This window comes from Geobacillus sp. YHL (genome assembly GCF_022341265.1).
GTDB classification, from domain to species: domain Bacteria; phylum Bacillota; class Bacilli; order Bacillales; family Anoxybacillaceae; genus Geobacillus; species Geobacillus thermoleovorans.
This window is the reverse complement of record NZ_JAEIGB010000003.1, coordinates 107,148-127,731: the sequence shown is the minus strand read 5'-3', so window position 1 is coordinate 127,731 and position 20,584 is coordinate 107,148. Positions and strand designations below refer to the sequence as shown.

The following is a 20,584-nucleotide window of genomic DNA, read 5'->3' as shown; positions in this document are numbered from 1 at the left end:
TACGGACAAACATATCGGTTGCCGGTGCAGAGGACAAGCTGCACCGGTTTGATCTTTTGCTGACCGTCCCCATCTATACCACCGGCATAGAAGAAGGTCAATTACGCCGCGCCATGCGCCGATATTCGGTCGGCGTGATTCCTTCCACCTTTTTAAACAGGCGCGAAAAGTAGGCGCCATCGTCAATGCCAACCCGCTTGGCGATCGCCTCAATCGTCTCGTTCGTCTCCGCCAACCATTGCTTTGCCTTTGACAACCGATAATGCGCCAAGTAGCGGCTAAATCCCATGCCCATCGTTTTTTGCATGCAGCGGGTGATGTAGTCCGGGTGGAATCGGAGCTCCTGCGCGAGCATGTCCAGTGTAATCGGCTCGCTGAAATGTTTCTCGATATACGCAACCACCGCGGCGCTGATCTGTTCAGACGCACTTGGGACGGAAAGCTCTTGTTTTTGCAAGTGCCAAAGGAATTCGATGAACAACAGCAGCTGCCGGAGTGGCTGATCGATATCCCGCCGAATGTTTTGTTCCACGATTTGACTTAGCAGCTGTTCCACCCGCTCGCGCTGCTTGACTTCGCCATATTGACGGATGGAGAGCCGGTATTGGATCGGCTCGGTGTATGTCGCCTCCTTTTCGATCACGATCTGCCGGCTGACACCGCAATCGGAAACGACCGCAAAGTCTGGCAGCAAAAAATGAAGCCAAACCAGCTCCGTCCGTTCTTCGCATGGGCGGTGTCCGTAATGTTCCCTTCCCGGAATCAACAACAAATAGTGTCCACTGCCAACCGCAAACTCGCGCCCGTTTTCTGTCATATACAAACAGCCTCGTTTCACGTAAAGCAAATCAAAGACGGAAAATGTGCGGCGGAAATGCTTCTTTCCTTCCAGAAATACACTTTCCGCCCCTTTGATGAACACCGGCAGCGGCGGCATGGAAAATGTGACCGTATCCATCGGCCTCTCCCCTCTTTTGTCGGAAATGTGCAAGCAAAATCGCTTCTTTCTCTTTCCATTATGCAACAAACTAGCTAAACTGAATATATCGTTCAAGTCGGAATAAGAAAAAGGAGTTGTCTCAACATGCGCCGTGAGGCCAAAACGCGATCACTGTTTTCCTTGACGTGGCCAATTTTTATTGAAACGTTGCTCTATATGGTGATGGGCAACGCCGATACACTGATGCTCAGCCAGTATTCAGATCACGCGGTTGCTGCCGTCGGTGTGGCGAACCAAATCATCGCTTTAACGATCGTGCTGTTCAACTTCGTCGCTTTAGCGACAGCAGTGCTTGTTGCTCAATATTTAGGCGCCCGCCGAGAGCAAGAAGCCGTTGACGTATCGCTTGTATCCCTCGTGGCCAATTTATTGTTCGGATTGTTGTTAAGCGCCATTCTCGCCGCATTCAGCGAGCCGATTTTGCGAATGATGGATTTGCCCGCCGAGCTGCTCGATGAAGGAACCCATTATTTGGCGATTGTCGGTGGATTTTTGTTCATCCAAGCGCTGATGATGACGGTCGGCGCCATTTTGAAAAGCTATGGCTTCACCCGTGACACGATGTATGTGGCGGTTGGCATGAACGTTTTGCACGTCATCAGCAACGCGGCCCTCATTTTTGGCTTGTTTGGCCTGCCCGCCCTCGGCATCCAAGGAGCTGCTATATCGACCGCCGCCAGCCGCGGCATGGCCTTTCTCGCACTTCTTGCTTTGTTGCGCAAACGAACAAACATTCCGCTCGCACCAAGGGCGTTTCGCCGCCTTCCGTTTCACTATTTGCGCTCACTGCTGAAAATCGGTGTTCCGGCAGCCGGGGAACATCTTTCGTACAATACGGCGCAAATGGTCATTACGTATTTCATTACATGGCTTGGCGCTGAGGCATTGACCGTCCGTGTATACACGCAAAACATTATGATGTTTGTGTTTTTATTCGGCATCGCCGTCAGCCAAGGAACGCAAATTCTCGTCGGCCACTTCGTCGGGGCCGGGCGATACGAGGAAGCCTACGCCCGCTGCTTGAAAAGTTTGTACAGCGCCATCGCCATCTCAGTGTTGCTGGCCGCAGCCGCCTATTGGTTTGCCGAGCCGTTGCTGTCGCTCTTTACCGATGACCGCTCAATGATTGTTCTTGGCCGCAAACTGTTGCTGTTAACGATTATCCTTGAACCGGGGCGCTCATTTAATTTAGTGATTATCAGCTCGCTTCGTGCCGCTGGCGATGTGCAATTCCCTGTCTATATGGGCATTTTGTCGATGTGGGGCGTCGGCGTGACCATTGCTTACGTATTTGGCATCGCCCTCGGATTTGGCCTCGTCGGCATTTGGCTGTCGTTCATCGCCGACGAATGGCTGCGCGGACTGTTGATGCTTTGGCGCTGGCGGTCGCGCGTCTGGATGAAAAAAACGATGGTGCCACAAGCAAAAATGGCGTAGCGCCGCCAAATCGAATAAGAGCTGCGCGTAGGCGCAGCTCTTATTCTTTAATGCGAATGCCGTAATGATCAAACCAAACGTGCACTTGGCCAAGGTAAGCGAGCAGCTGCGGACCGGTCATGAGCTGCCCAAACCACGGCACTTGGAACGACTTCCCTTCTGTTTCAATGAGCGCCAACAATTTTTCCCGGTCGAAAAACTCGTGCAAAACCGAAGAGCGGTCATGGAGCAACTGCTCAAGCCATTGCTTGACAAGTTTCGTATATAGAGGATGGTGCGTTTTCGGATAGGGGCTTTTTTTCCGGTAGAGCACCTCTTCGGGAAGCAATCCCTCGAGCGCTTTTCGCAAAAGGCCTTTTTCTCGTCCTCCATACATTTTCATATCCCACGGAATGTTCCAAACGTATTCGACAATGCGATGGTCAGCGAACGGCACACGCACTTCCAAGCTTGCTCCCATGCTCATCCGGTCTTTTCGGTCAAGCAGTGTCGTCATAAACCAAATCATATTTAAGTAAAACAGCTCACGCCGCTTCGCCTCCTCGGCGCTTTCCCCCTCGAGACGCGGCACTTCAGCAAGCGTTTGTTCATAACGCATTTGCACATAGTCGTCAAGGCGAAGCTTTTGCCGCCATTCTTCCTTTAACAACCCGATGCGCGCCTCAATCGAGCGCATCCATGGGAATCCTTTCCGCGCCAAATCGTCCGGCCGATGAAACCATGGATAGCCGCCGAAAATTTCATCGGCGCACTCCCCTGATAAGCTGACGACAAACCGTTCGCGAATTTGTTTGCAAAACCAAAGAAGCGAAGAATCGACATCGGCCATGCCCGGAACGTCGCGGACGATGACGGCTTCATGCAAATGGCGGAACAGTTCCTCTTGCGTGATCACACAGCGATGATGAACCGTTTGAAATTGGTTTGACACCTGTTCGATAAAGGGCGCATCCGTGTTTGGTTGAAAATCGTTGGCTTTGAAATACTGGTCGTTCCCTTCATAATCGATCGAGTAGGTGTGCAGCGGCCCTTTTCCAGCTGCCGCGAAGGCATTGGCAGCAATCGCCGTAATGGCGCTCGAGTCGACCCCACCAGAAAGGAAGGTGCAAACCGGTACATCGGAAACGAGTTGGCGCGTGACCGCATCCGTCAATAGAAAGCGCAGCTTTTCGACCGTTTCCTCGAATGAATCGCGATGGACGTCGCTTTCGACATTCCAATACCGCCAAATGCGAAGCCCGCTGCGAGAGAAAGTCAACGCGTGCGCTGGACGCAGCTCCTGAACACCACAAAACACGCCGTGCCCCGGTGTGCGCGACGGTCCGAGGCCGAACACTTCGGCGAGTCCTTCATAATTGACTTCTGCCTTTACATCGGGATGGGCCAAAATGGCTTTCACTTCCGAGCCGAACAGCAGCCCCTCGCCATCTTCTCGATAAAACAAAGGTTTTACTCCGAGCCGGTCGCGCGCCATAAATAACAGCTCGCGCTCCTCGTCCCAAACGGCGAAGGCAAAAATGCCGTTGAGCCAATCGACGCATTTCTCCTTCCATTCCATATATGCGGCAAGCAACACTTCTGTATCGGAATGACCATCAAATCGATAGCCTTGGCGCAACAGTTCCTTGCGAATGTCTTCCGTATTATACAGCTCGCCGTTATAGACGATCGTATAACGATGTCCGTTTTTTTGCCGGACCATCGGTTGTTTGCCGCCAGCCGGATCCACGACGACAAGCCGTTTATGGCCGAAGGCGACATGAGTGTCCAGCCACGTATTTGTATCATCCGGTCCACGTTTGGCGAGCGTCTCTGTCATGCTGTCAATGACCGTCCGCTCGCGGCGCAAATTGCGCCCGAAATGGACCCAGCCAGTAATGCCACACATACAAACCAATCCTTTCTTTTTATCAAAGATGGCAAGTTCTCACCCGTTTCCATCATTTCGTCCGTTCTTTTTCACGATCGTTTCCAGCGATCGCTCCTTTGATTCACGATGGTTCTCCACGTCGGCATGATTCCATTTTATGCACCCCCCGTCATTTCGATGAATTGTCCGACGTCGGTCGCCGCATGAATAAATCAGCAAAAAAATGGAAAAACAGAGGAGTACAAGGAGGATGAGAGACATTGAACATCGAGGAACGACTGCAATGCATTGTGGAACAGCCGCGGGCTTATGTGTATGGAACAGTGGAGTTCGTCAACGATGAATGGATCTTCTTCGACGAAGAAGAAGAGGAAGCCTCTTTAGTAGAAGAAATTGCCGAGCAAGGCATCGAATGGTTTCACTGCGGGCATTGGCTGTCCGGGCAATGGCAGGATCAGGGCGCGGTCGCCACGGATCTTGGCGTCTTTCCCCTCGAAAACGGCGATCGCATCCGTTTCCGCAAACGGCTGACTTATGCCTATCAACAATGGCTCGCCGCGCTTCCTGATTCAACCTTTTTCCAGTTTGTTCAATGGCTGAACAGCCTCGGATTTTCGCTGTATGACTGCTTATATTGCTACAACGGCCTATTGTTTGCCAAATCGTCTGGCGTGAATTTCATCATTTATGACAACACGAAACAAATCGCCAGCGTCCATCACTATTACGAACGCGGACAGACACCGAGCGATCGTTTTGAAATTACGCTAAACAGCGGGGAGCGGACGATTTGCGCCCAAATTGGCTGAGCGGAACCACTGGTGAAATCAACGGCGTGACGCCAACATTTTCTCTTTCTCGATATTGCACTGAAATACATTTTATGAAAAAAACATCGACTCCCCCGCCGCCAATCGACGCCGGGCGGGGGATCATGGTTGCTTCTCGGTCACATACAGCGTTACTTCTTCAGCCAAAAGCGGAGGACAAATCCCATACCCTTGGGCATACGTGCATTGCAAATCGCGAAGCCGGTTGAGCTGTTCCGGCGTTTCCACCCCTTCGGCGATCGTCTCAAGCCCCAACCCGTGTGCCATCGTAATCATCGCCTTGACAATGGCCTCATCGGAAGCGTTGGCATGCAATTGTTCAATAAAGGCACGGTCAATTTTCAATATTGTCGCTGGCAACCGCTTTAAATAATGGAACGAGGAATATCCGCTGCCGAAATCGTCGACGGCGATGCCGACGCCAAGCTTCCTCAACTCGTCCATTGTCCGCATCGTACTGGACAGATAACGGAGCATCGAATGTTCGGTCAATTCGAGATGCAAACAGGACGGAGACAAGCGTGACTGCTTAAGCGCTTGTTTTACATTGTCTACAAACCGCTCGTGTTGAAACTGGACAGGGGAGACGTTGACAAAAATGGAAAGACGATTATTTCCTGTCATTTCCTGCCATTGTTTCGTCTGTCTGCAGGCGGTTTTCAGCACCCAGCGCCCAATCTCATGAATCAACCCGGTCTCTTCCGCCAAAGGGATGAATTCATCCGGCCGCACAAGCCCAAGCTTCGGGTGGCGCCAGCGAATCAGCGCCTCCGTCGCCTTCACCGCACCCGTATGTACGTCGACAATTGGTTGGTAGCAAAGAAATAATTCATTCTCTTCGATCGCCCTGCGCAAATGTCCGCCCATTTCCAATCGGTGCATTGCTTCTTCGTTCATTTGCGCGCAGTAGCGCTCCACCCGGTTGCCGCCGCCTTTTTTAGCCATGTTGACCGCCATATCGGCGTGCCTAAGGAGCGCATGTTCGTCCTCTCCGTCATCTGGAAACATCGCTAGACCAACGCTTGCTGTAACGAAAAATTCCTTTCCATCGTACACAATCGGCCGCGCCACTTCGCGCACGATGCGGAGCGCCGCTTCCGTCGCCGCCTGGACCTCTGTTTTGAGCGGAAAAAGCAAACAAAACTTGTCGCCATGAAATCGGCCAAGCTCCGCACTAGGCGGCAAGACGCGGCGAATGCGCTCGACAAGCTGGCGCAAAATGTCATCTCCGGCGTAATGGCCGACGCTGTCGTTAATCCATTTAAACCGGTCCAAATCGATCAAAGCAACTGCCATCTTTCGTCGCTTCTGCTTGGCTTTGTCCAGCTGTTCGGAAAACAATTCCATCCACTTTGTCCGGTTGGGCAAGTTCGTATCGATGTCGTAATATGCTAAATAAGAGATTTTCTCTTCCGCCTTTTTTTGCTCGGTAATGTTGCGTCCGATTCCGTAAATGCCGACCTTTTTGCCATCCACAATGATGGGAATGTTTTTCATTTGAAACAAAAGCCGTTCTCCCGACTTCGTCGGAATTTCCAAGTTATACGTTTGGATATTCCCCCGCAGCGCTCGGTAAAAATAGCGGGTGACGCGGGGAATATCATTCGGATGAATATACTTGAGCGAATTCGTATACAAAATCTCTTCTTTCTTGTAACCGAGCACTTGCTCAAAAGCGGGGTTGACGCTTGTCAAACGGCCGTGCAAATCTGTGGAATAGACAATGTCCGTGTTATGCTCAAACAACGATTTGTAGCGTTGCTCCGACATTTGCAGGCGGACGTGCAGCCGCTCCATGTCGCGGGACGATGTTGACATGAGCTTCGCCAATGTCATCATCCCTTCTGGCGGCGATGACCACGGTGACAGTAGGCCGCTCTCCGCCGAGGCCGCTGTTTCCGCCAGCGAAATGGCCGCAAATGCGGCCGGCCGCACCGCCGTATACGCATCTTTCACCAACACCTCGACGGCCGGAAACAGCGCTGCCTGTCCAAACACCGCAGCCACACCGTCAAACAGCGGGCGCGTATACCCACTCAGCGCCGCACTGTAGTAAAGCAGCATTCCTTCTGCTGGTTGCTTGGCTGTTTGCATCGCCACATCACGCGCGCTCCAGTAAAGGGACGCGGCATGAATATAAGCAAATCGCACCTTTTCTCCGTTATGGACATGGCCCCTTACGGCAACCGAGCCATCCTGGTTGACAGCGACAATCGGCAGGCAGACATCGCGTCCGTTCCGTTCGATAAGAAACGGAAATTCCATCCCAGAAAATGGAAGGTGTTCGATAAACTCTTTTCCTAAATACCGTTCCAAATAGCTCGACGCTTTTTGCCCGTTTAGCTCGTCAATCTGCTGATCGCGGCTTTTCGTGATGGAAAACGCCAAGCCAATCGGCTCCCATAAAAACGGTGCGGCACAGTGGCCGCGAAGCGCTGTTCCACTGAAAGAGACGGCGATTCCTCCGCGCTCAAGCCGACCGTCGGGCGAAAATAACACGCTGCCCTCGGGAAGCGCGCAGCCGATGATAACCATTCGTTCGTTTGCAAGCGGCAAATGGCGAAGCAAGGGCGGCAAAGCCGAGCGGTGATTCGTAAACAACAAAAGCAACGTCGTATCGTGACGAACGACCGCCTCCGCGATCAACGCCGCCAATCCATCCGGGCGGTCAAACTCATCAGCTGGCAGCGCCAACGACGAAACGGTTGAAGACGTCATCGACGCGACGCCAACAGCGAGATTCGCCTCCCCGGCCATTGGCAGCGGTCCTGCCATCCCAACCATATGGGCGTGCGGCCAACGACGGGCTAACGCGGCGGCCGCATGGCGCACTGCTGCCTCATCATTGCCCGCGATTTGGACAAACAACGGCTCATCCAAGGAAGAACTATGCTCCCTGAGCAAATGATCCAGCTCCTCGGCGCGGCGGCAGCAGAACCAACGCATAAACGATCATGCCCCCCTCCGCTGACCAATCGGGTCAGAAAATTCAAAAAATGACATTTCTTTTACCATACCATATTTTCATCTTCAACAAAAGCGGCAACCAATAGAAGGCTGCCGCTTCGCTTTAGAATAAGTCAAAACCAAGCGGCAGCAGCAAACCAAGAAACAGCGTCACCGCAAGGGCAATGACCCATTGCGTCCATCTTGCCGCCGCGCTTTTCCCTTTTTTTTCAGCTGCTAAAACCATTTCCATCGCTCCGATCACCCACAGCCCGGCAAGCGCCTTTAGCCAATAAAGCGCGGATATCGAAGCAATGCTATGCAGCAAAAGCCCCCCCGTCGCGATCGTGAGAATGTAAAACAGCCGCAACACCATTTGCACGATCTTGGCTTTGCCCGCCCCTTGCCGCTCCATCGACACCGCAAGGAAAAACAAAACAATCGTGATGAGCCAGCTCGTAATATGGGCATGCGTCAACATCCATCCCTCCAACCATTCCTTGTTCCTTCCCATCATAGCACGGCGGGCGGACGGTTGACAAACTTCATGAAAACGAAAGACGCCCTTTCTTTCAAGAGGACGCCTTTCGAACATCAATGGGAACTTCCTCACTTTCGCCGTTTACTCTCCCACTTTGTTGCGCAACGTGCCGATGCCTTCCACCGTCACCTCAATGACATCACCCGTCTGCAAAAAGCGCGGCGGGTTCATCCCTTTGCCGACTCCAGCCGGCGTTCCTGTAGCGATGATGTCGCCCGGCTCAAGCGTAATGCCTTTTGAGATCGTCTCGATGATCGATTCAATGGAAAAAATCAATTGTTTCGTGTTCGCTTGCTGGCGCACTTCGCCGTTGACCCGTGTCTCGATGCGCAAATCGTTTGGATTTGGCACAAATTTGCTTGGCACGATCCATGGCCCCATCGGGCAAAATGTATCCAGGCTTTTGCCGAGAAAATATTGTTGGTGCCGCTCCTGCAAATCTCTCGCTGTCACATCGTTGATGATCGTGTATCCAAATACGTAATGAAGCGCGTCTTCGCGGCGGATCGCCCGCCCTTGTTTGCCGATAATCACCGCCAGCTCCCCTTCATAGTCCATTTCATCCGTGACATCGGCATGGCGCAAAATCGTTTCCTCATGGCCGATGACCGTTGTCGGCGCTTTCGTGAAGACGATCAAATGCTCCGGCACATCGGCGCCGCCGAGCTCCAGCGCGTGATCAACATAGTTTTTGCCGATGCAAAAAATGTTTTTCGCCGGCCGTGGGATCGGGGCCAAAAGACGGACATCGTTGAGGCGATAAACGTACTCCCGCGTCGGATGGCCTAGCGCCCAGTCAACCACTTTTTGCGCCCGTACGAGAAACTCCTCCCCTTGGGCAATCGCTTCAACCATCGTCGTCGGCATCGTCTCCGTTCCATCCATCGCCCGTTCGGCGCGGCGCAAATGAACCGCCCGGTCGTCCCCTTGCGGCACGGCTCCGACAAACGTTTCGCCATCGCAAAGTGCGGTGATCAGTTTCATCGTGTCTCTCTCCCTTTCTTTGTTATGCAGCGGATGCTTCGTGAACTCTTCTCTTCCACCCGCCTTCGCCATTTTGGCGCGTTGAGGATGATATTCGCCATCGAGGCGAAAAAGTCCTGTTTTTGTAGAATTTTGTCTAAATTAGGAAATTTATCACTTATTTTCCCGAATCACTTTCTTTTTTCGTCGTGATATGTATAATAATGTTTAGTTTCCACTAGGGCGTCGATTGCGACTTTCGTCATGCAACAAACGTCTCTTGCATCGACGCGGCATGCCTCAACCAACATTTCAAACGAATTGATGGTGAAGGAAATGGTTCTGTTGCAAATTGAAGAAAAACGACAACAAATGATCGAATTGGCGCTCACTTATGGGTTTACGGCCAAAGAGACGATCGAATGCAGCCAAGAGCTTGACCAATTGATCAATCAATATTTGCAGCAAACAAGGATGTTGGAATCGCCTTCCCCGTCCGTTCAGTAAGCGGGGGTTTTTATTGCCCCGGCCGGCGGCGAAACGGCGGCCGCGTTCCGTATGTTCCCCACCTCCACATCCACTCAATCGGGCCATAATGAAAACGCGCAAACCAAAAGCGGCTTATCCACACTTGAGTTGCATACAAGGCAAACGCAATCAACATCTCCTGCCATGCGCTTGTGCGTCCATACCACCCAAGCCCATAACCATAAAACAGCGACGTGCAAACGAGCGATTGCGCGAGGTAATGGGTGAGCGACATTTTCCCGACGTCTTGCCACCACCGCCAAGCGCGCTGCCAACTTGATTTCCCGCAGACGAACACGGCAGCCGACGCGTAAAACACCGCCAATGCGGCGCCGCCGAAGCTGTCTTGGATGTACATGGTCAAGTCGTTGGCCGCAACCCAATACGGAATGGTTTTCAGTGCTAAACCAAAACATAGCGCCCACCTCATCAGGCGGCGCAGCTTCGCAGGCGAGTGACGGTCGGCTTCAAGCCAACGTTGGTCGGCGGCATAGCCGCCAAGCAAACAAAACGGCAGCACGGTCAACACCGTAAGCAAAAGCCCTCCATCGCCGTTGATATACATCCAGTCGTTCCATCGTTGCCAAAACACGTCACGAAACGTTCCGTTTCGATAATGGCGAACCGCCGCGGCCGCCGCGGTCTCGTGGCCGCCGGCTGTCTCCATTTCTCCGGTCAACACATTGAGAGTTAACAACAGCGCCATGAGGCCGTGAAAAAGAAAAAAGACGGCAACAGCCGCCGTCCGCCACCAACGAGGCGGGGCGGCGAAAAAGAAAAGCATGATGAACCCGGCGAGGGCGTAGGGGATTAAAATATCGCCAAACCAAAGGCCAAACGCATGAGCAATGCCGATCCCAAGCAAAAGAAAGAAGCGGCGCAACAGAATCGGAATCGGCCGCTCCCCGCGGCTTTGGAGCCGGCGGAACATCATCACGGCGCCAAAGCCGAATAAAAAGGCAAACAGCGGATACGCGCTCGCTTCAAACAACACATCCACGACGGCAACGAAAACTCGGTCAAAATCACTGCCCTTGACGCCGTCGTCGTATAACGCCGGCGAGGAAACATAACGCATGTTGACAAGCAAAATGCCGAGCAAGGCGAATCCACGCAACACATCGGCCGCGGCGATTCGCTCGGTCGATCTGATCATCGCTTTCTCCCTTCTTTCTACCGCCTAGCCGTCTGCGCAATCGGCGACGCCTTACCGCCTTGCCGGCACGCCCGCCGCCTTATCCATTTCATTCGATGCGCTCTCCTCTGCCCGTCTGAAGGCGCATGCCTGTATCATCAGTTGACATAGCGGCCCGATTTTCCAATTGCATCCCAATATTGGCGGCGCAAGTGTACTTTCTGAATTTTTCCGGAGGCTGTTTTCGGCAGCTCATCCACAAACGTTACACCCGTGATCGCTTTGAAGTGGGCCAACTTTTCCCGCGAAAAGGCGATCAGCTCCTCTTCGCTCACCGTATGCCCCGGTCGAACGACGACGAACGCATGCGGCGTTTCCCCCCATTTTTCATGCGGCACGGCGATGACGGCCGCTTCAAGCACAGCCGGATGCTCATAAAGCGCTCCTTCGACTTCAATCGACGAAATATTTTCCCCTCCGCTAATAATAATATCCTTTTTCCGGTCAACGATATCAATATGCCCGTATTCATCGACGGTCGCCATATCGCCGGTATACAGCCAGCCGTCGCGGATCGTTGCGGCGGTCGCTTCTTCGTTTTTCCAATATCCTTTCATGACGCCATGGCTGCGGACAATCACCTCACCGATCGCCCGTCCATTCTTCGGCACTTCCTCTCCATTCTCGTCGACGACTTTCACCTCGCAGCCGATCATCGGATAGCCGGCTTTCGCTTTCAGCCGCTGCTTTTGTTCGGCAGGCAGCCCGTCAAGCTGCGGGCGGATAAGCGAAATGGTGGTGAGCGGAGACGATTCGGTCATGCCGTACACCTGGATAAACTCCCAGCCGAGCTTTTCCTCAACGCGTGCGACAAACGCCGGCGGCGGCGCAGAACCGGCGATGACGACCCGCACGCCTTCCGGGACATCTGGTTGATATTGCTCATAATATTGCAGCAACATATTGAGCACAGTCGGAGCCATATGCATAACCGTCACCTGATGTTCCTTGACAAGATCAAAAATGACTTTCGGATCGACTTTACGCAAACCGATTTGCGTTGCCCCGTTGGCGGTGTAATAAAACGGAGCCCCCCAGCCGTTGACGTGGAACATCGGCAACACATGCAAATACGTATCGCGGTCGGACACACGCAAATGGTGCATCGTCACAAGCGCATGCAAATAGTTGTTCCGATGCGTCAGCATGACTCCTTTTGGGTTGCCTGTCGTCCCGCTTGTATATAGCAAGCTGCATATATCGTTCTCATTGATCATCGGGCGCGGAACCGGCGCTGACGACTGGGCGGCGAGCCATTCGTCGTAAGCGGTTTCATCAATCGCCGCCTCTGTTTTATGGTGGACAATGATCTCCTCGACCGTTTCAAGCTTGTTTTTGACCGGTGCAATCAGCCCGTACAGCTCCTGATCCACAAACAACACTTTCGTTTCGCTGTGATTCAAAATAAAAACGTAATCATCCGGTTTCAGCCGCGTATTCAGCGGCACCATCACCCCTCCCACTTCAAACACACCGTAAAACCCTTCGAGCATCTCGAGCGTGTTGGGCGCCAAGTACGCCACGCGGTCGCCTTTGCGAACGCCAAGCCCCCGCAGCCCGTTGGCAAGCCTCGACACTCGTTCGCCAAGCTCACGATACGTCACCGTCCGCCCCGAACAAATCATGGCTGTCTTGTCCCCATAGAGAGCCACGGCGCGATCGAAAAAGTGATGGAGCACGAGCGGCGCATTCATTCTCCCATCCCCCTGTTTTATGTTTTAGAAAATTCACAATTGTATTATATAACAAAGATGGCATAAAGAAAAAGAGGGCCGTCCCAAAAGTCGTAAAATGACTTTTGAAGCCAGCCCTCTTTCTTGGATAGTCCACTCCATTGCGCCAAAAAAGAACCTGGTTTCTTCTTTTTTCCAAAAACGAACGCTAGGGGAGTCGTCTCGACAATAGCTAGTTATTTCCTTTCACCCCGGCGTCGGAGACATCCGGATCGACCGTATTCGTGACGCTGCAAAACGTATTCGTTTGCAAGAAATCGCCAGTATTGCCGCCGCCGGCACCTGAGTTTGACTTCGTGGTGCTTTTCGGAGCGATTTGCAGCACATCGCCCATGTTGACAGTGCCATTGCCGCTTACGTTCGTCACTTTGATCCCACCAATGACGATTGCTGGCATCCCCTTTCCCCTTCCTTTCTGCCCGTTCCCTTTCTTTATCATACGCGGGAGTTGCTTTCCTCAATTGGACTCTCACCCCGCATTGAACCGTTTTTTCTCCGTTTTCATACAATAACGATAGCGACACGACGAAAAAGGAGGGGGCTCTTCATGCCTTCATTTATCAGCGGTCCAATTAAAATCACCCATGTCAGCGGCGACGGCACGGTGAATTTCGGCGACGTCTTGCAAATCACACCAAAGAGCACGTTGAAATCCAATACCGGCTCAGGCGGCGGCAACAACGGGGACTTCCTGCAGACGAATACGTTCGTCAGCTTTACAAACACCGGCGATCCGGATGTGTTCGACTCAAATAATGCCGCCAACAATTAAAGCGAACGTTTCGCAGCTTGCGCCCATACACTAGTATCAACGAAGAAAACAAGGAAGGGAGCATGCCCACATGCCGGCTTTTGTCGGAGTCGTCAAACTGAACAGCATCGGAAGCAGCGGCGTGTTCCATATTGGCGATGTGTTTGCGATTTCCCCGCAAAGCGTGACGAAAACGTTCGCTGGCGCCGGTTCGTTTAACACCGGCGACGGGCTTCATATCTATAACTATTACAGCAATACCAATACGAATGACGCCGATGTCGCCGATGAAAATGTCGTCGGAAACGTTTGAAGGAGGAGAAGGAGGGTGCACGTTTACATCAGCCAAAGCATCTGCATCCACCAGTTGCGGATCGGCTCGGTCACCAATTCATCTGTTTTGCAAATCGGCAGCGCCGGAAGCATTCAAGCGCTCTCAACGCTTGCCAACACCGGCGGATTCACCGGTCCGGCCCCACAGGCGACCGTGCCGCCCGGTGCATCCGCTCCTCTCGTTCCTCTCCATTCAGCCACCCGCTAAATTCAGCGAAAAAAGTGATGAGAGCGAAAGGCCGTCCATATATTGAAGTAAGAGGGCTCTTTGGAGAGGATGATGGTGCACAATGAGCATTTACGAGTATTTCGTCAAGCTGCACCGCTATTTATTATGGCAAACAAAAAAAATACGGGATCTGGAACGCCGTCTCCACGCACTCGAAGCCCGGCTTCGGGAAATGGAGGCTCAGCCGCGCACATCGATCGAACGAATTGAATATAAATTTGACCAGCTCAAAGTGGAAACGCTCGAAGGAACGCTAAACATCGGGATCGCTCCGCCCGGAGCCGGCGGTACAATTGAAGACTTTGCCGTCGAACCGGTCAAAACCGTAATTCCAAAGCCGGAACCGGTGCTGTTGCGCCCGATTCAAGAAAAAGTGGCCGCCTATCTCAACGGGGAAGCGTCGGAAACGTTAAAACGCCTTGAGCAGCAATACGGCCGCCGCCTCGACGATACGTACCGCCAGTTCATTTTGCAAGACATCGCCCGGCAAACAGACGAACGCATCCGCTTCTATTTGCAAGAGAAAGCCAACCATGGCTACGTTCCGTCCGGCGACCGCGATGAAGCAGTCGAAAATGAAATTTTTCAAAAAGTGAAAGCCGATATCGAACAATCGCTCGATGCGTTTTTGAAACATTTGCCTTCAAAGGAGGGATAGACGTGAATTATACAGTGATCAATCGTCATCTGCATGTTGGCGACATCCGCCTCGTGGCCGTCGCCAGTGCCTCGCTGTTTTTAATCGGCGACGCCGATGCGATTCACTTGTCATCAGCGTTTGACACACCGCCTGAATCGCTCATCATCGGTCCGTTTGTCCCACTTGTACCGACGCGAGGGGAAGCACCGTGAAACGAACGTCAGTAGTGCAGGCATTTCATGCGGAAACGCTGATCATTGGCTCCGTACTGCAAATCGGCGACTCAGAGCGAATTTCCGCCCGCACGCGCTCCTTTGCCGTTCAGCGGCAATATGAACTGTTTTTTGGCCCAGAAGGAGAACAAATATTCCCTGTTTTTGCGAAGCCGATCCCGCGCTGGATTTCTCCACCGCCGGCAGCCGCACGCCAAACGCTCCATGAGTCCCCGGTCATTTCCGTTCAGTCTGTGCGCGTGCTCGCCATTTCTTCGTCCGCCATCGTCCATATCGGCTCGACCTCGACAGCGGAGGCAGAGGCAAGAATTAAACATATCCGCCAGCTGGCCGGCTCTGAGTCGAGCGCGCCAACAAGAGGGAGGGATTTATAATGCCTTCGTTTGTCGGCCCGATTAAAATCAACAACGTCAGCAGCGGAGCTGTCGTCCAAATGGGCGACTGTCTGTACATCGCGCCGAAAGTCGCCACGAAAACGCAAGCCGGATCCGGCGGGTTCAACACCGGCGATTTTGTGATGACGAACAACGCGATCAGCTTTACAAACGCGTTTGATCCAGATGTATCCGACCAAAACGTGGCCGCCAACAACTGAACGTTGCAGAAAACGAATCCCCTCACCTTTCACTTGCCAACATCAACCTTATCAGCCGAACGCTGCCGAAACCAAAAAGAGAAGGTGTCCCAAAAGGATCCGGACACCTTTGCTTATTTACCTCTATATCTAAAAAACCATACATTGTGCTTGATCGAAAGGAAACCAACCTTTTGCGACCGCATCTCTCCATTATTCCCCTAAAGCCCGTTCAGCTCAACGGGCGAGCCATTCACATCATTTCCAGCCAGACGTGCGTGCCGCGTCCGGACGGTTCAGCCGGTTCGACGATGAGCCGTCGCGGCAGACGGTGGCGAATTTCTTGTACATGACTGATGACGCCGACCGCCAGCCGCTCGGTATGCAGCTTTTCCAAGGCGGAAATGACCGTCTCAAGCAGCTCAGCATCGAGGGTGCCAAACCCTTCGTCCAAGAAGAAAAAGCGGAGCGGATACTCGCCGCGCAGCTGAATTTGCGCCGATAACGCCAACGCCAACGACAGTGACGTCAAAAATGTCTCCCCACCCGAGAGCGTCGATACCGGCCGTCTGACGCCGCCATTGGCATCATCACGGATCAGAAACCCGCCTTGCGAATCCAATTCGAGCGAATACCGGTGCCGTGTCAGCCGCTGCAGCCGTTCCGAAGCCATGGCGGTGACTTGCTCGAGCTGCTCTTCAGCCATAAATTCGACAAAGCTGTTGCCGCGAAGCAGCGCCTGCAGCTGTTTATACCGCTCGATGCGCCGGCTGAGCTCCGTCTGCTTCTCCTCCAGTTCAACAAAGCGGCTATGTTTTTTTCTCAACTCTTCCACCTTCGCTTGAGCCGCCCCAAGCTGCTGCGTCATCGCCTCCACTTGCCCCTTCAACTCGGCGTATACACGCTGCATCGTCTCCCATTGTTCAGCGCTCACTGCCGCCCCCCCGATGGCGGCGGCCAGCTGGGCGAGGCGATGTTCGGCTTGCCCGATTTGGCGCCAATAGCGGCGGATTGCCTCATCCCATTCATCTCGCTGCGCTTTTTCCGCCTTTGCTTGCTTGACTTGTTCGGCATCGGCAAACATGGTGTCCAAAAGCGCGCCGCGCCAGCGAGCGAGCGCCTCTTCTTCGCGGCGGACGCCTTCTTCCCACGCCTGCTTGGCTGCTTTTGTTTCGCTTTCAAGCATTTGATATTCCCGCTGGGCTCGCTGCCAAGCCTCATACGCCTGTTGCTCGCCGTTTTGCAGCTGGCGCCATTCGTCCTCCGCCTTCTGAAGCTGCACGGCCGCAGGACCTTCCCCCGCCTTCTCGCCCCGTTGCCGCTCATATTCGTTCCATTGCTGCTGTTTGGCACTAATCAGCGAGTCAAGACGCACCCGCTCCGTCTCAAGCCGGCTCCGCTCTTTGGCCGCTTCCTCTTTCGCCCGCTGTTTTTCCTCTAAAAACAGCACGCTGTCCTCCAGCCGTTTTTGCACGTCGCGCCGCACGTTTTCCAGTTCACACAGCTGTTCATACACCGCATCGATCGTCTCAAGCGAATGGAAAGGATACATCTGCCGCCATTGCTGTTCAAGTTGCCGCCGCTCTTCCTCCAGCCGCTGCTTTTCAACTTGCAGCGCTTCGATGTCCGCCGCTATCCATTGGCACGCTTTCTCCGCTTCGCGCCGCGCTGACTCGGCTTCATTCCATTGGGCAAGCACCCGGTAGGCCGCTTCTTTCAATTCAATGACATCTTGCGCAAGCGCCCGCACTTCCACAGTGAGGTCGACGACCTCCTCCACCGAGCGGCTTTCGGCAAACACAGGCGGCGCTTCATGGCCTGCCGCCAGCTCGGCAAGCTGCTCGAGCTGCGCCTTGAACGAAATGATCATTTGCCAATCTTGTTCATACCGCTGCCGCTCTGCCTCAAGCTCGGACAGACGCTCAAGTTGGACATCGTGCGGTGCGGCGGCCGGATGCGGATGCTCGCGCGATCCGCACACTGGACACGGCTCGCCGGGACGGAGCCGCTCAGCCAAGGCGGAGGCGATTTGCGCCGTCCGCGCTTCTTCGGCTCGCTGTCGCTCCGCCTCCATGGTTTTCTGCAACGTATACAATTGTTTTTCAGCATCCTGCTGCCGCCAGCAGACGAAACGATACGTCCGCTCCACACGCCGGAACAGCTCTTGAAGCCGGGAGCCGACAGCGGCTGATCGGCGTTCCCGCTCCAACTTTTCCTCTTTCGCCCGACGCCAAACGGCCTCCTTTTGCTGAAGTTGGGCATCGACGCGAGCGATGGCTGACGCCGCTTGCTCAATATGCTGCTTCTGCCTGTACGCCCGCTCTGCCTCATCTTTTCCATCCAGCGCCTCTTCATGCTGTTTCAGTTCTTCTTTCAACTCCCGCTGCCGCTTCGCGCCGCGCTCATACCAGACCGACGCCTCTTCAAACCGGCGTGCAGCTGCCTTCTCCTGGGCAATGAGTCGCTTCCTCTCTTCACGAAGAGCTGCGAGCTCCTGTCCAAGCACTTCCATTTGCTGCTCAAGCTGCGCCGCCTGCCGCAGCCGTTCCATCTGGACGAGCAATTCCGGTTCGCGCTGCGCCTTTTCTTGGCGCGCCCGTTCATAACGCCGCGCCGCTTCTTCATAGCTCAATTGGGCTTCTTCTAACCGACGCGCCAGTCCTTCATACCGACGAAACGCCTCTGCCCGCAAGCGACATGCCTGCTCGCACTGCTCCCAATACGGCCAGATGCGCTCTGCTTGCTCGGCGCGCTCCTTTTTCGCCTCAAGCTCGCGGATGGCGGATTCATGTTGGCGCAGCGCGGCGAGCTCTTGTTCGACCGCTTCTTTTTCTTGCTGCCACGCCCATCGTTGTTTTGTTCGTTCCACATCTGCTTCGACTTCCTCAAGCTCTTTTTTTCGCTTGGCAAACAGCCCCGCGAGCTCCCGCACATCCGCCTCTGCCTGCTCGAGCGCTGCTTTTGAAGCATCGCCAAGCCCCGCTTTTTCCGCTTCGATTTTTTCCCATTCTTGCCGAGCGGCGGCAAGCCGGTCTTTCAACTTTTTATTCAACTGATCGCCATACCGCTCAAGATGGAAGAGGCGCTGCAGCATTTGCCGCCGCTCCGACCCTTTGAGCGATAAAAATTCGGCAAATTTTCCTTGCGGCAAGACGACCGCCCGGGTGAAATCCTCCATCGTCAAGCCGAGCAATTGCTCGATCGCCTTGTCCACCTCCGACAGTTTATCGGCGAGCACGACCGGCTCGGACCGATGCTCGATCAGGCGGCAAACGGCGCTGCGCGTCCGCCATTCGTCCACTTTTTTTAAGCTTCGTTCGACTGTATACCGTTTCGCTCCTGCCGCATTTTCCAGCTCAAACGTAAACGAGACAAACAACTCTTGCTCCGCGTGGTTGATGATCGCCTGCGTGCGGTTGGCCGCCCGCTCGACGCTGCCGAACAAGGCGAGCGTCATGGCGTCTAAAATCGTTGATTTGCCGCTTCCAGTCGGCCCGAAAATGCCGAACACACCGCCCTCACACAGTGCGGTGAAATCGATCGTCTGCTTTTCACGAAAGCTATGAAGCCCGGCGATCGTCAGCGAGATCGGCTTCATTCTCCCTCCCCTTCCTTCTCTTCTTCCGCCGCCAGCTCCAAAAAGAGGCGGACGAGCTCTTCATCCGGCGTTTGTCCCCCAGTCTGCCGTTCGTAAAAGCGGTGAAACATTTCTTCAAGTGAAAGCGGCTCGCGGCTCATTTCCATCATCTCTTCCGCCCGATTGGGAAGCACCGGGCGAATGTGGACAAATCCGGGATGAAGCTTACGCAGCCGATCAATTTCTTCCATTGTCAACGACTCGGTCACATGGATCTCCAAATCGATCCAGCTTGATCGGTCTCTTCCTTCCTCACACCAGCGGTATACTTGAGCGAGCCCCTCTGTCGCCTTCCAACGGATGAGCGGTTTGCCGGCAGCGAGCGGTATCTCCGCCACCTTGGCCTTCCTGCCTGGATGCACGTCAACGACCGTGACCGATTTGGCTTGACCGGCTTCGGAAAAGCTGTACGCCAACGGCGAGCCGGAATAGCGCGCCGCCGTCTTTGCCTGCTTGACATCCTGCGGCCGGTGCAGATGGCCAAGCGCCACATATTGCGCGGCTTTCGGCAAGCTCTCAGCCGCCACCGTATAAGCGCCGCCGACTTCAATCGGCCGCTCGGAATCGGACGTACGTCCGCCGGCAACGTAAAGATGGCTCATCGCGATATTGACGGTCTCCGCCGTGAACGAGGCGGCCATCGCCGCTAATAGGGCGCGGATGCGGTCATCGTACCGATCGCGCATCGTCGTCTCCTTACAGTCGGATGACAACAGCTCGGCGAGGCGCGATTCGGACGGATAGGCCAACGGAGCAAGCATCATCGTTTCGCCGCACGATGGAACGTCAATCCGGCAAACAGCCGCTTGCGGGCGGCCGAAAAGAAAAATGTTGTGCGCACACATCAACGTCCGGGCAGCGCTGATCCGGTCGGGGTGGTCGTGGTTGCCGCTGATGACTGCCACCGGGCGGCGTCCTTTGTCGGACAGGCGGGCGAGGCTTTCATAAAACAGTTGTTCCGCAGCCGCCGGCGGATTGACGGAGTCGAATACATCGCCGGCCACAAGGATGATGTCGATTTGTTCTTTCTTGACAATCTCCACAAGCTCATCAACAAATGCCTCTTGCTCGGCCATCCGACTCCGCCCCTCGAGCGTTCTCCCAAAATGCCAGTCCGCGGTATGCAAAATCCGCATTCTCTCTT

Annotated in this window: 20 protein-coding genes; 10 read left to right on the top strand and 10 right to left on the bottom strand. The window is 54.1% G+C overall.

Features of this window, described 5'->3' with window-relative positions; all coding sequences use genetic code 11:
* Positions 1 to 97 precede the first annotated feature (97 nt).
* Complete coding sequence (locus tag JCR24_RS05040; protein ID WP_015374066.1) at positions 98 to 958, bottom strand: helix-turn-helix transcriptional regulator; 861 nt, start codon at positions 956 to 958, stop codon at positions 98 to 100.
* A 126-nt stretch (positions 959 to 1,084) separates the two neighbouring features.
* Between JCR24_RS05040 and JCR24_RS05035 the strand changes: the two genes are divergently transcribed.
* On the top strand, positions 1,085 to 2,437 hold the full coding sequence (locus JCR24_RS05035; RefSeq protein WP_238980198.1) for an MATE family efflux transporter: 1,353 nt from the start codon (positions 1,085 to 1,087) through the stop codon (positions 2,435 to 2,437).
* 40 nt (positions 2,438 to 2,477) lie between these two features.
* Here JCR24_RS05035 and asnB read toward each other — a convergent pair whose 3' ends face one another.
* Positions 2,478 to 4,325 (bottom strand): asparagine synthase (glutamine-hydrolyzing), encoded by a 1,848-nt coding sequence (gene asnB / locus JCR24_RS05030; protein ID WP_238980197.1) that lies wholly within the window; start codon positions 4,323 to 4,325, stop codon positions 2,478 to 2,480.
* A 242-nt stretch (positions 4,326 to 4,567) separates the two neighbouring features.
* Between asnB and JCR24_RS05025 the strand changes: the two genes are divergently transcribed.
* Positions 4,568 to 5,116 carry a DUF2777 domain-containing protein gene (locus tag JCR24_RS05025; RefSeq protein ID WP_238980196.1) on the top strand — a complete coding sequence of 183 codons (549 nt, stop codon included), beginning with the start codon at positions 4,568 to 4,570 and terminating at the stop codon, positions 5,114 to 5,116.
* A gap of 123 nt (positions 5,117 to 5,239) precedes the next feature.
* Here the strand turns inward: JCR24_RS05025 and JCR24_RS05020 are convergent, their stop codons facing one another.
* The 3 genes from JCR24_RS05020 to JCR24_RS05010 form a co-directional block, all read right to left on the bottom strand.
* Positions 5,240 to 8,083, bottom strand: coding sequence for an EAL domain-containing protein (locus tag JCR24_RS05020; protein ID WP_238980195.1), 2,844 nt, complete (start codon positions 8,081 to 8,083; stop codon positions 5,240 to 5,242).
* A gap of 124 nt (positions 8,084 to 8,207) precedes the next feature.
* Positions 8,208 to 8,561 carry a YisL family protein gene (locus tag JCR24_RS05015; RefSeq protein ID WP_041470644.1) on the bottom strand — a complete coding sequence of 118 codons (354 nt, stop codon included), beginning with the start codon at positions 8,559 to 8,561 and terminating at the stop codon, positions 8,208 to 8,210.
* Positions 8,562 to 8,705: 144 nt separating this feature from the next.
* Complete coding sequence (locus tag JCR24_RS05010) at positions 8,706 to 9,608, bottom strand: fumarylacetoacetate hydrolase family protein (RefSeq protein WP_238980194.1); 903 nt, start codon at positions 9,606 to 9,608, stop codon at positions 8,706 to 8,708.
* A 315-nt stretch (positions 9,609 to 9,923) separates the two neighbouring features.
* Between JCR24_RS05010 and JCR24_RS05005 the strand changes: the two genes are divergently transcribed.
* A complete protein-coding gene (locus JCR24_RS05005; protein ID WP_025038859.1) occupies positions 9,924 to 10,094 on the top strand; it encodes an aspartyl-phosphate phosphatase Spo0E family protein in 171 nt (56 codons plus the stop codon).
* A 10-nt stretch (positions 10,095 to 10,104) separates the two neighbouring features.
* Here the strand turns inward: JCR24_RS05005 and JCR24_RS05000 are convergent, their stop codons facing one another.
* The 3 genes from JCR24_RS05000 to JCR24_RS04990 all read right to left on the bottom strand — a co-directional run bounded on the left by JCR24_RS05000 (position 10,105) and on the right by JCR24_RS04990 (position 13,440).
* Complete coding sequence (locus JCR24_RS05000; protein ID WP_238980193.1) at positions 10,105 to 11,271, bottom strand: DUF418 domain-containing protein; 1,167 nt, start codon at positions 11,269 to 11,271, stop codon at positions 10,105 to 10,107.
* A gap of 137 nt (positions 11,272 to 11,408) precedes the next feature.
* Complete coding sequence (locus JCR24_RS04995; RefSeq protein WP_238980192.1) at positions 11,409 to 13,004, bottom strand: fatty acid--CoA ligase; 1,596 nt, start codon at positions 13,002 to 13,004, stop codon at positions 11,409 to 11,411.
* Between the two features lie 211 nt (positions 13,005 to 13,215).
* The gene (locus JCR24_RS04990) at positions 13,216 to 13,440 is read right to left on the bottom strand and encodes a spore germination protein (RefSeq protein ID WP_013523085.1); all 225 of its coding nucleotides are present in this window, start codon (positions 13,438 to 13,440) and stop codon (positions 13,216 to 13,218) included.
* 150 nt (positions 13,441 to 13,590) lie between these two features.
* Between JCR24_RS04990 and JCR24_RS04985 the strand changes: the two genes are divergently transcribed.
* From JCR24_RS04985 to JCR24_RS04955, 7 genes are all read left to right on the top strand, one after another.
* Positions 13,591 to 13,815 carry a spore germination protein gene (locus tag JCR24_RS04985; RefSeq protein ID WP_011230194.1) on the top strand — a complete coding sequence of 75 codons (225 nt, stop codon included), beginning with the start codon at positions 13,591 to 13,593 and terminating at the stop codon, positions 13,813 to 13,815.
* A 70-nt stretch (positions 13,816 to 13,885) separates the two neighbouring features.
* Positions 13,886 to 14,107: a spore germination protein gene (locus JCR24_RS04980; RefSeq protein ID WP_011230193.1), complete on the top strand. Its 222-nt coding sequence runs from the start codon at positions 13,886 to 13,888 to the stop codon at positions 14,105 to 14,107.
* 15 nt (positions 14,108 to 14,122) lie between these two features.
* Entirely contained in the window at positions 14,123 to 14,335 is a 213-nt protein-coding gene (locus JCR24_RS04975; protein ID WP_013146201.1) for a spore germination protein GerPB, read from the top strand.
* Positions 14,336 to 14,417: 82 nt separating this feature from the next.
* A complete protein-coding gene (gerPC, locus tag JCR24_RS04970) occupies positions 14,418 to 15,014 on the top strand; it encodes a spore germination protein GerPC (protein ID WP_015374057.1) in 597 nt (198 codons plus the stop codon).
* A gap of 2 nt (positions 15,015 to 15,016) precedes the next feature.
* Positions 15,017 to 15,208 (top strand): hypothetical protein, encoded by a 192-nt coding sequence (locus tag JCR24_RS04965; RefSeq protein ID WP_020755034.1) that lies wholly within the window; start codon positions 15,017 to 15,019, stop codon positions 15,206 to 15,208.
* Positions 15,205 to 15,603, top strand: coding sequence for a spore germination protein GerPE (locus JCR24_RS04960; RefSeq protein ID WP_014195025.1), 399 nt, complete (start codon positions 15,205 to 15,207; stop codon positions 15,601 to 15,603). Before JCR24_RS04965 ends, JCR24_RS04960 begins: the two co-directional genes overlap by 4 nt.
* Positions 15,603 to 15,824 carry a spore germination protein gene (locus JCR24_RS04955; RefSeq protein ID WP_011230188.1) on the top strand — a complete coding sequence of 74 codons (222 nt, stop codon included), beginning with the start codon at positions 15,603 to 15,605 and terminating at the stop codon, positions 15,822 to 15,824. Before JCR24_RS04960 ends, JCR24_RS04955 begins: the two co-directional genes overlap by 1 nt.
* 232 nt (positions 15,825 to 16,056) lie before the next feature.
* Here the strand turns inward: JCR24_RS04955 and JCR24_RS04950 are convergent, their stop codons facing one another.
* Positions 16,057 to 19,401, bottom strand: coding sequence for an SbcC/MukB-like Walker B domain-containing protein (locus JCR24_RS04950; protein ID WP_238980191.1), 3,345 nt, complete (start codon positions 19,399 to 19,401; stop codon positions 16,057 to 16,059).
* Positions 19,398 to 20,576 carry an exonuclease SbcCD subunit D gene (locus JCR24_RS04945; protein ID WP_238980190.1) on the bottom strand — a complete coding sequence of 393 codons (1,179 nt, stop codon included), beginning with the start codon at positions 20,574 to 20,576 and terminating at the stop codon, positions 19,398 to 19,400. The genes JCR24_RS04950 and JCR24_RS04945 overlap by 4 nt, the downstream gene beginning before the upstream one ends.
* Positions 20,577 to 20,584 lie beyond the last annotated feature (8 nt).

Excerpts from the sequence above, each read along its gene's own strand:
- JCR24_RS05040 (WP_015374066.1), bottom strand. The coding sequence starts at position 958 with ATGGATACGGTCACATTTTCCATGCCGCCGCTGCCGGTGTTCATCAAA.
- JCR24_RS05035 (WP_238980198.1), top strand. The coding sequence starts at position 1,085 with ATGCGCCGTGAGGCCAAAACGCGATCACTGTTTTCCTTGACGTGGCCA.
- asnB (WP_238980197.1), bottom strand. The coding sequence starts at position 4,325 with ATGTGTGGCATTACTGGCTGGGTCCATTTCGGGCGCAATTTGCGCCGC.
- JCR24_RS05020 (WP_238980195.1), bottom strand. The coding sequence starts at position 8,083 with ATGCGTTGGTTCTGCTGCCGCCGCGCCGAGGAGCTGGATCATTTGCTC.
- JCR24_RS05010 (WP_238980194.1), bottom strand. The coding sequence starts at position 9,608 with ATGAAACTGATCACCGCACTTTGCGATGGCGAAACGTTTGTCGGAGCC.
- JCR24_RS05005 (WP_025038859.1), top strand. The coding sequence starts at position 9,924 with ATGGTTCTGTTGCAAATTGAAGAAAAACGACAACAAATGATCGAATTG.
- JCR24_RS05000 (WP_238980193.1), bottom strand. The coding sequence starts at position 11,271 with ATGATCAGATCGACCGAGCGAATCGCCGCGGCCGATGTGTTGCGTGGA.
- JCR24_RS04995 (WP_238980192.1), bottom strand. The coding sequence starts at position 13,004 with ATGAATGCGCCGCTCGTGCTCCATCACTTTTTCGATCGCGCCGTGGCT.
- JCR24_RS04990 (WP_013523085.1), bottom strand. The coding sequence starts at position 13,440 with ATGCCAGCAATCGTCATTGGTGGGATCAAAGTGACGAACGTAAGCGGC.
- JCR24_RS04985 (WP_011230194.1), top strand. The coding sequence starts at position 13,591 with ATGCCTTCATTTATCAGCGGTCCAATTAAAATCACCCATGTCAGCGGC.
- JCR24_RS04980 (WP_011230193.1), top strand. The coding sequence starts at position 13,886 with ATGCCGGCTTTTGTCGGAGTCGTCAAACTGAACAGCATCGGAAGCAGC.
- gerPC (WP_015374057.1), top strand. The coding sequence starts at position 14,418 with ATGAGCATTTACGAGTATTTCGTCAAGCTGCACCGCTATTTATTATGG.
- JCR24_RS04955 (WP_011230188.1), top strand. The coding sequence starts at position 15,603 with ATGCCTTCGTTTGTCGGCCCGATTAAAATCAACAACGTCAGCAGCGGA.
- JCR24_RS04950 (WP_238980191.1), bottom strand. The coding sequence starts at position 19,401 with ATGAAGCCGATCTCGCTGACGATCGCCGGGCTTCATAGCTTTCGTGAA.
- JCR24_RS04945 (WP_238980190.1), bottom strand. The coding sequence starts at position 20,576 with ATGCGGATTTTGCATACCGCGGACTGGCATTTTGGGAGAACGCTCGAG.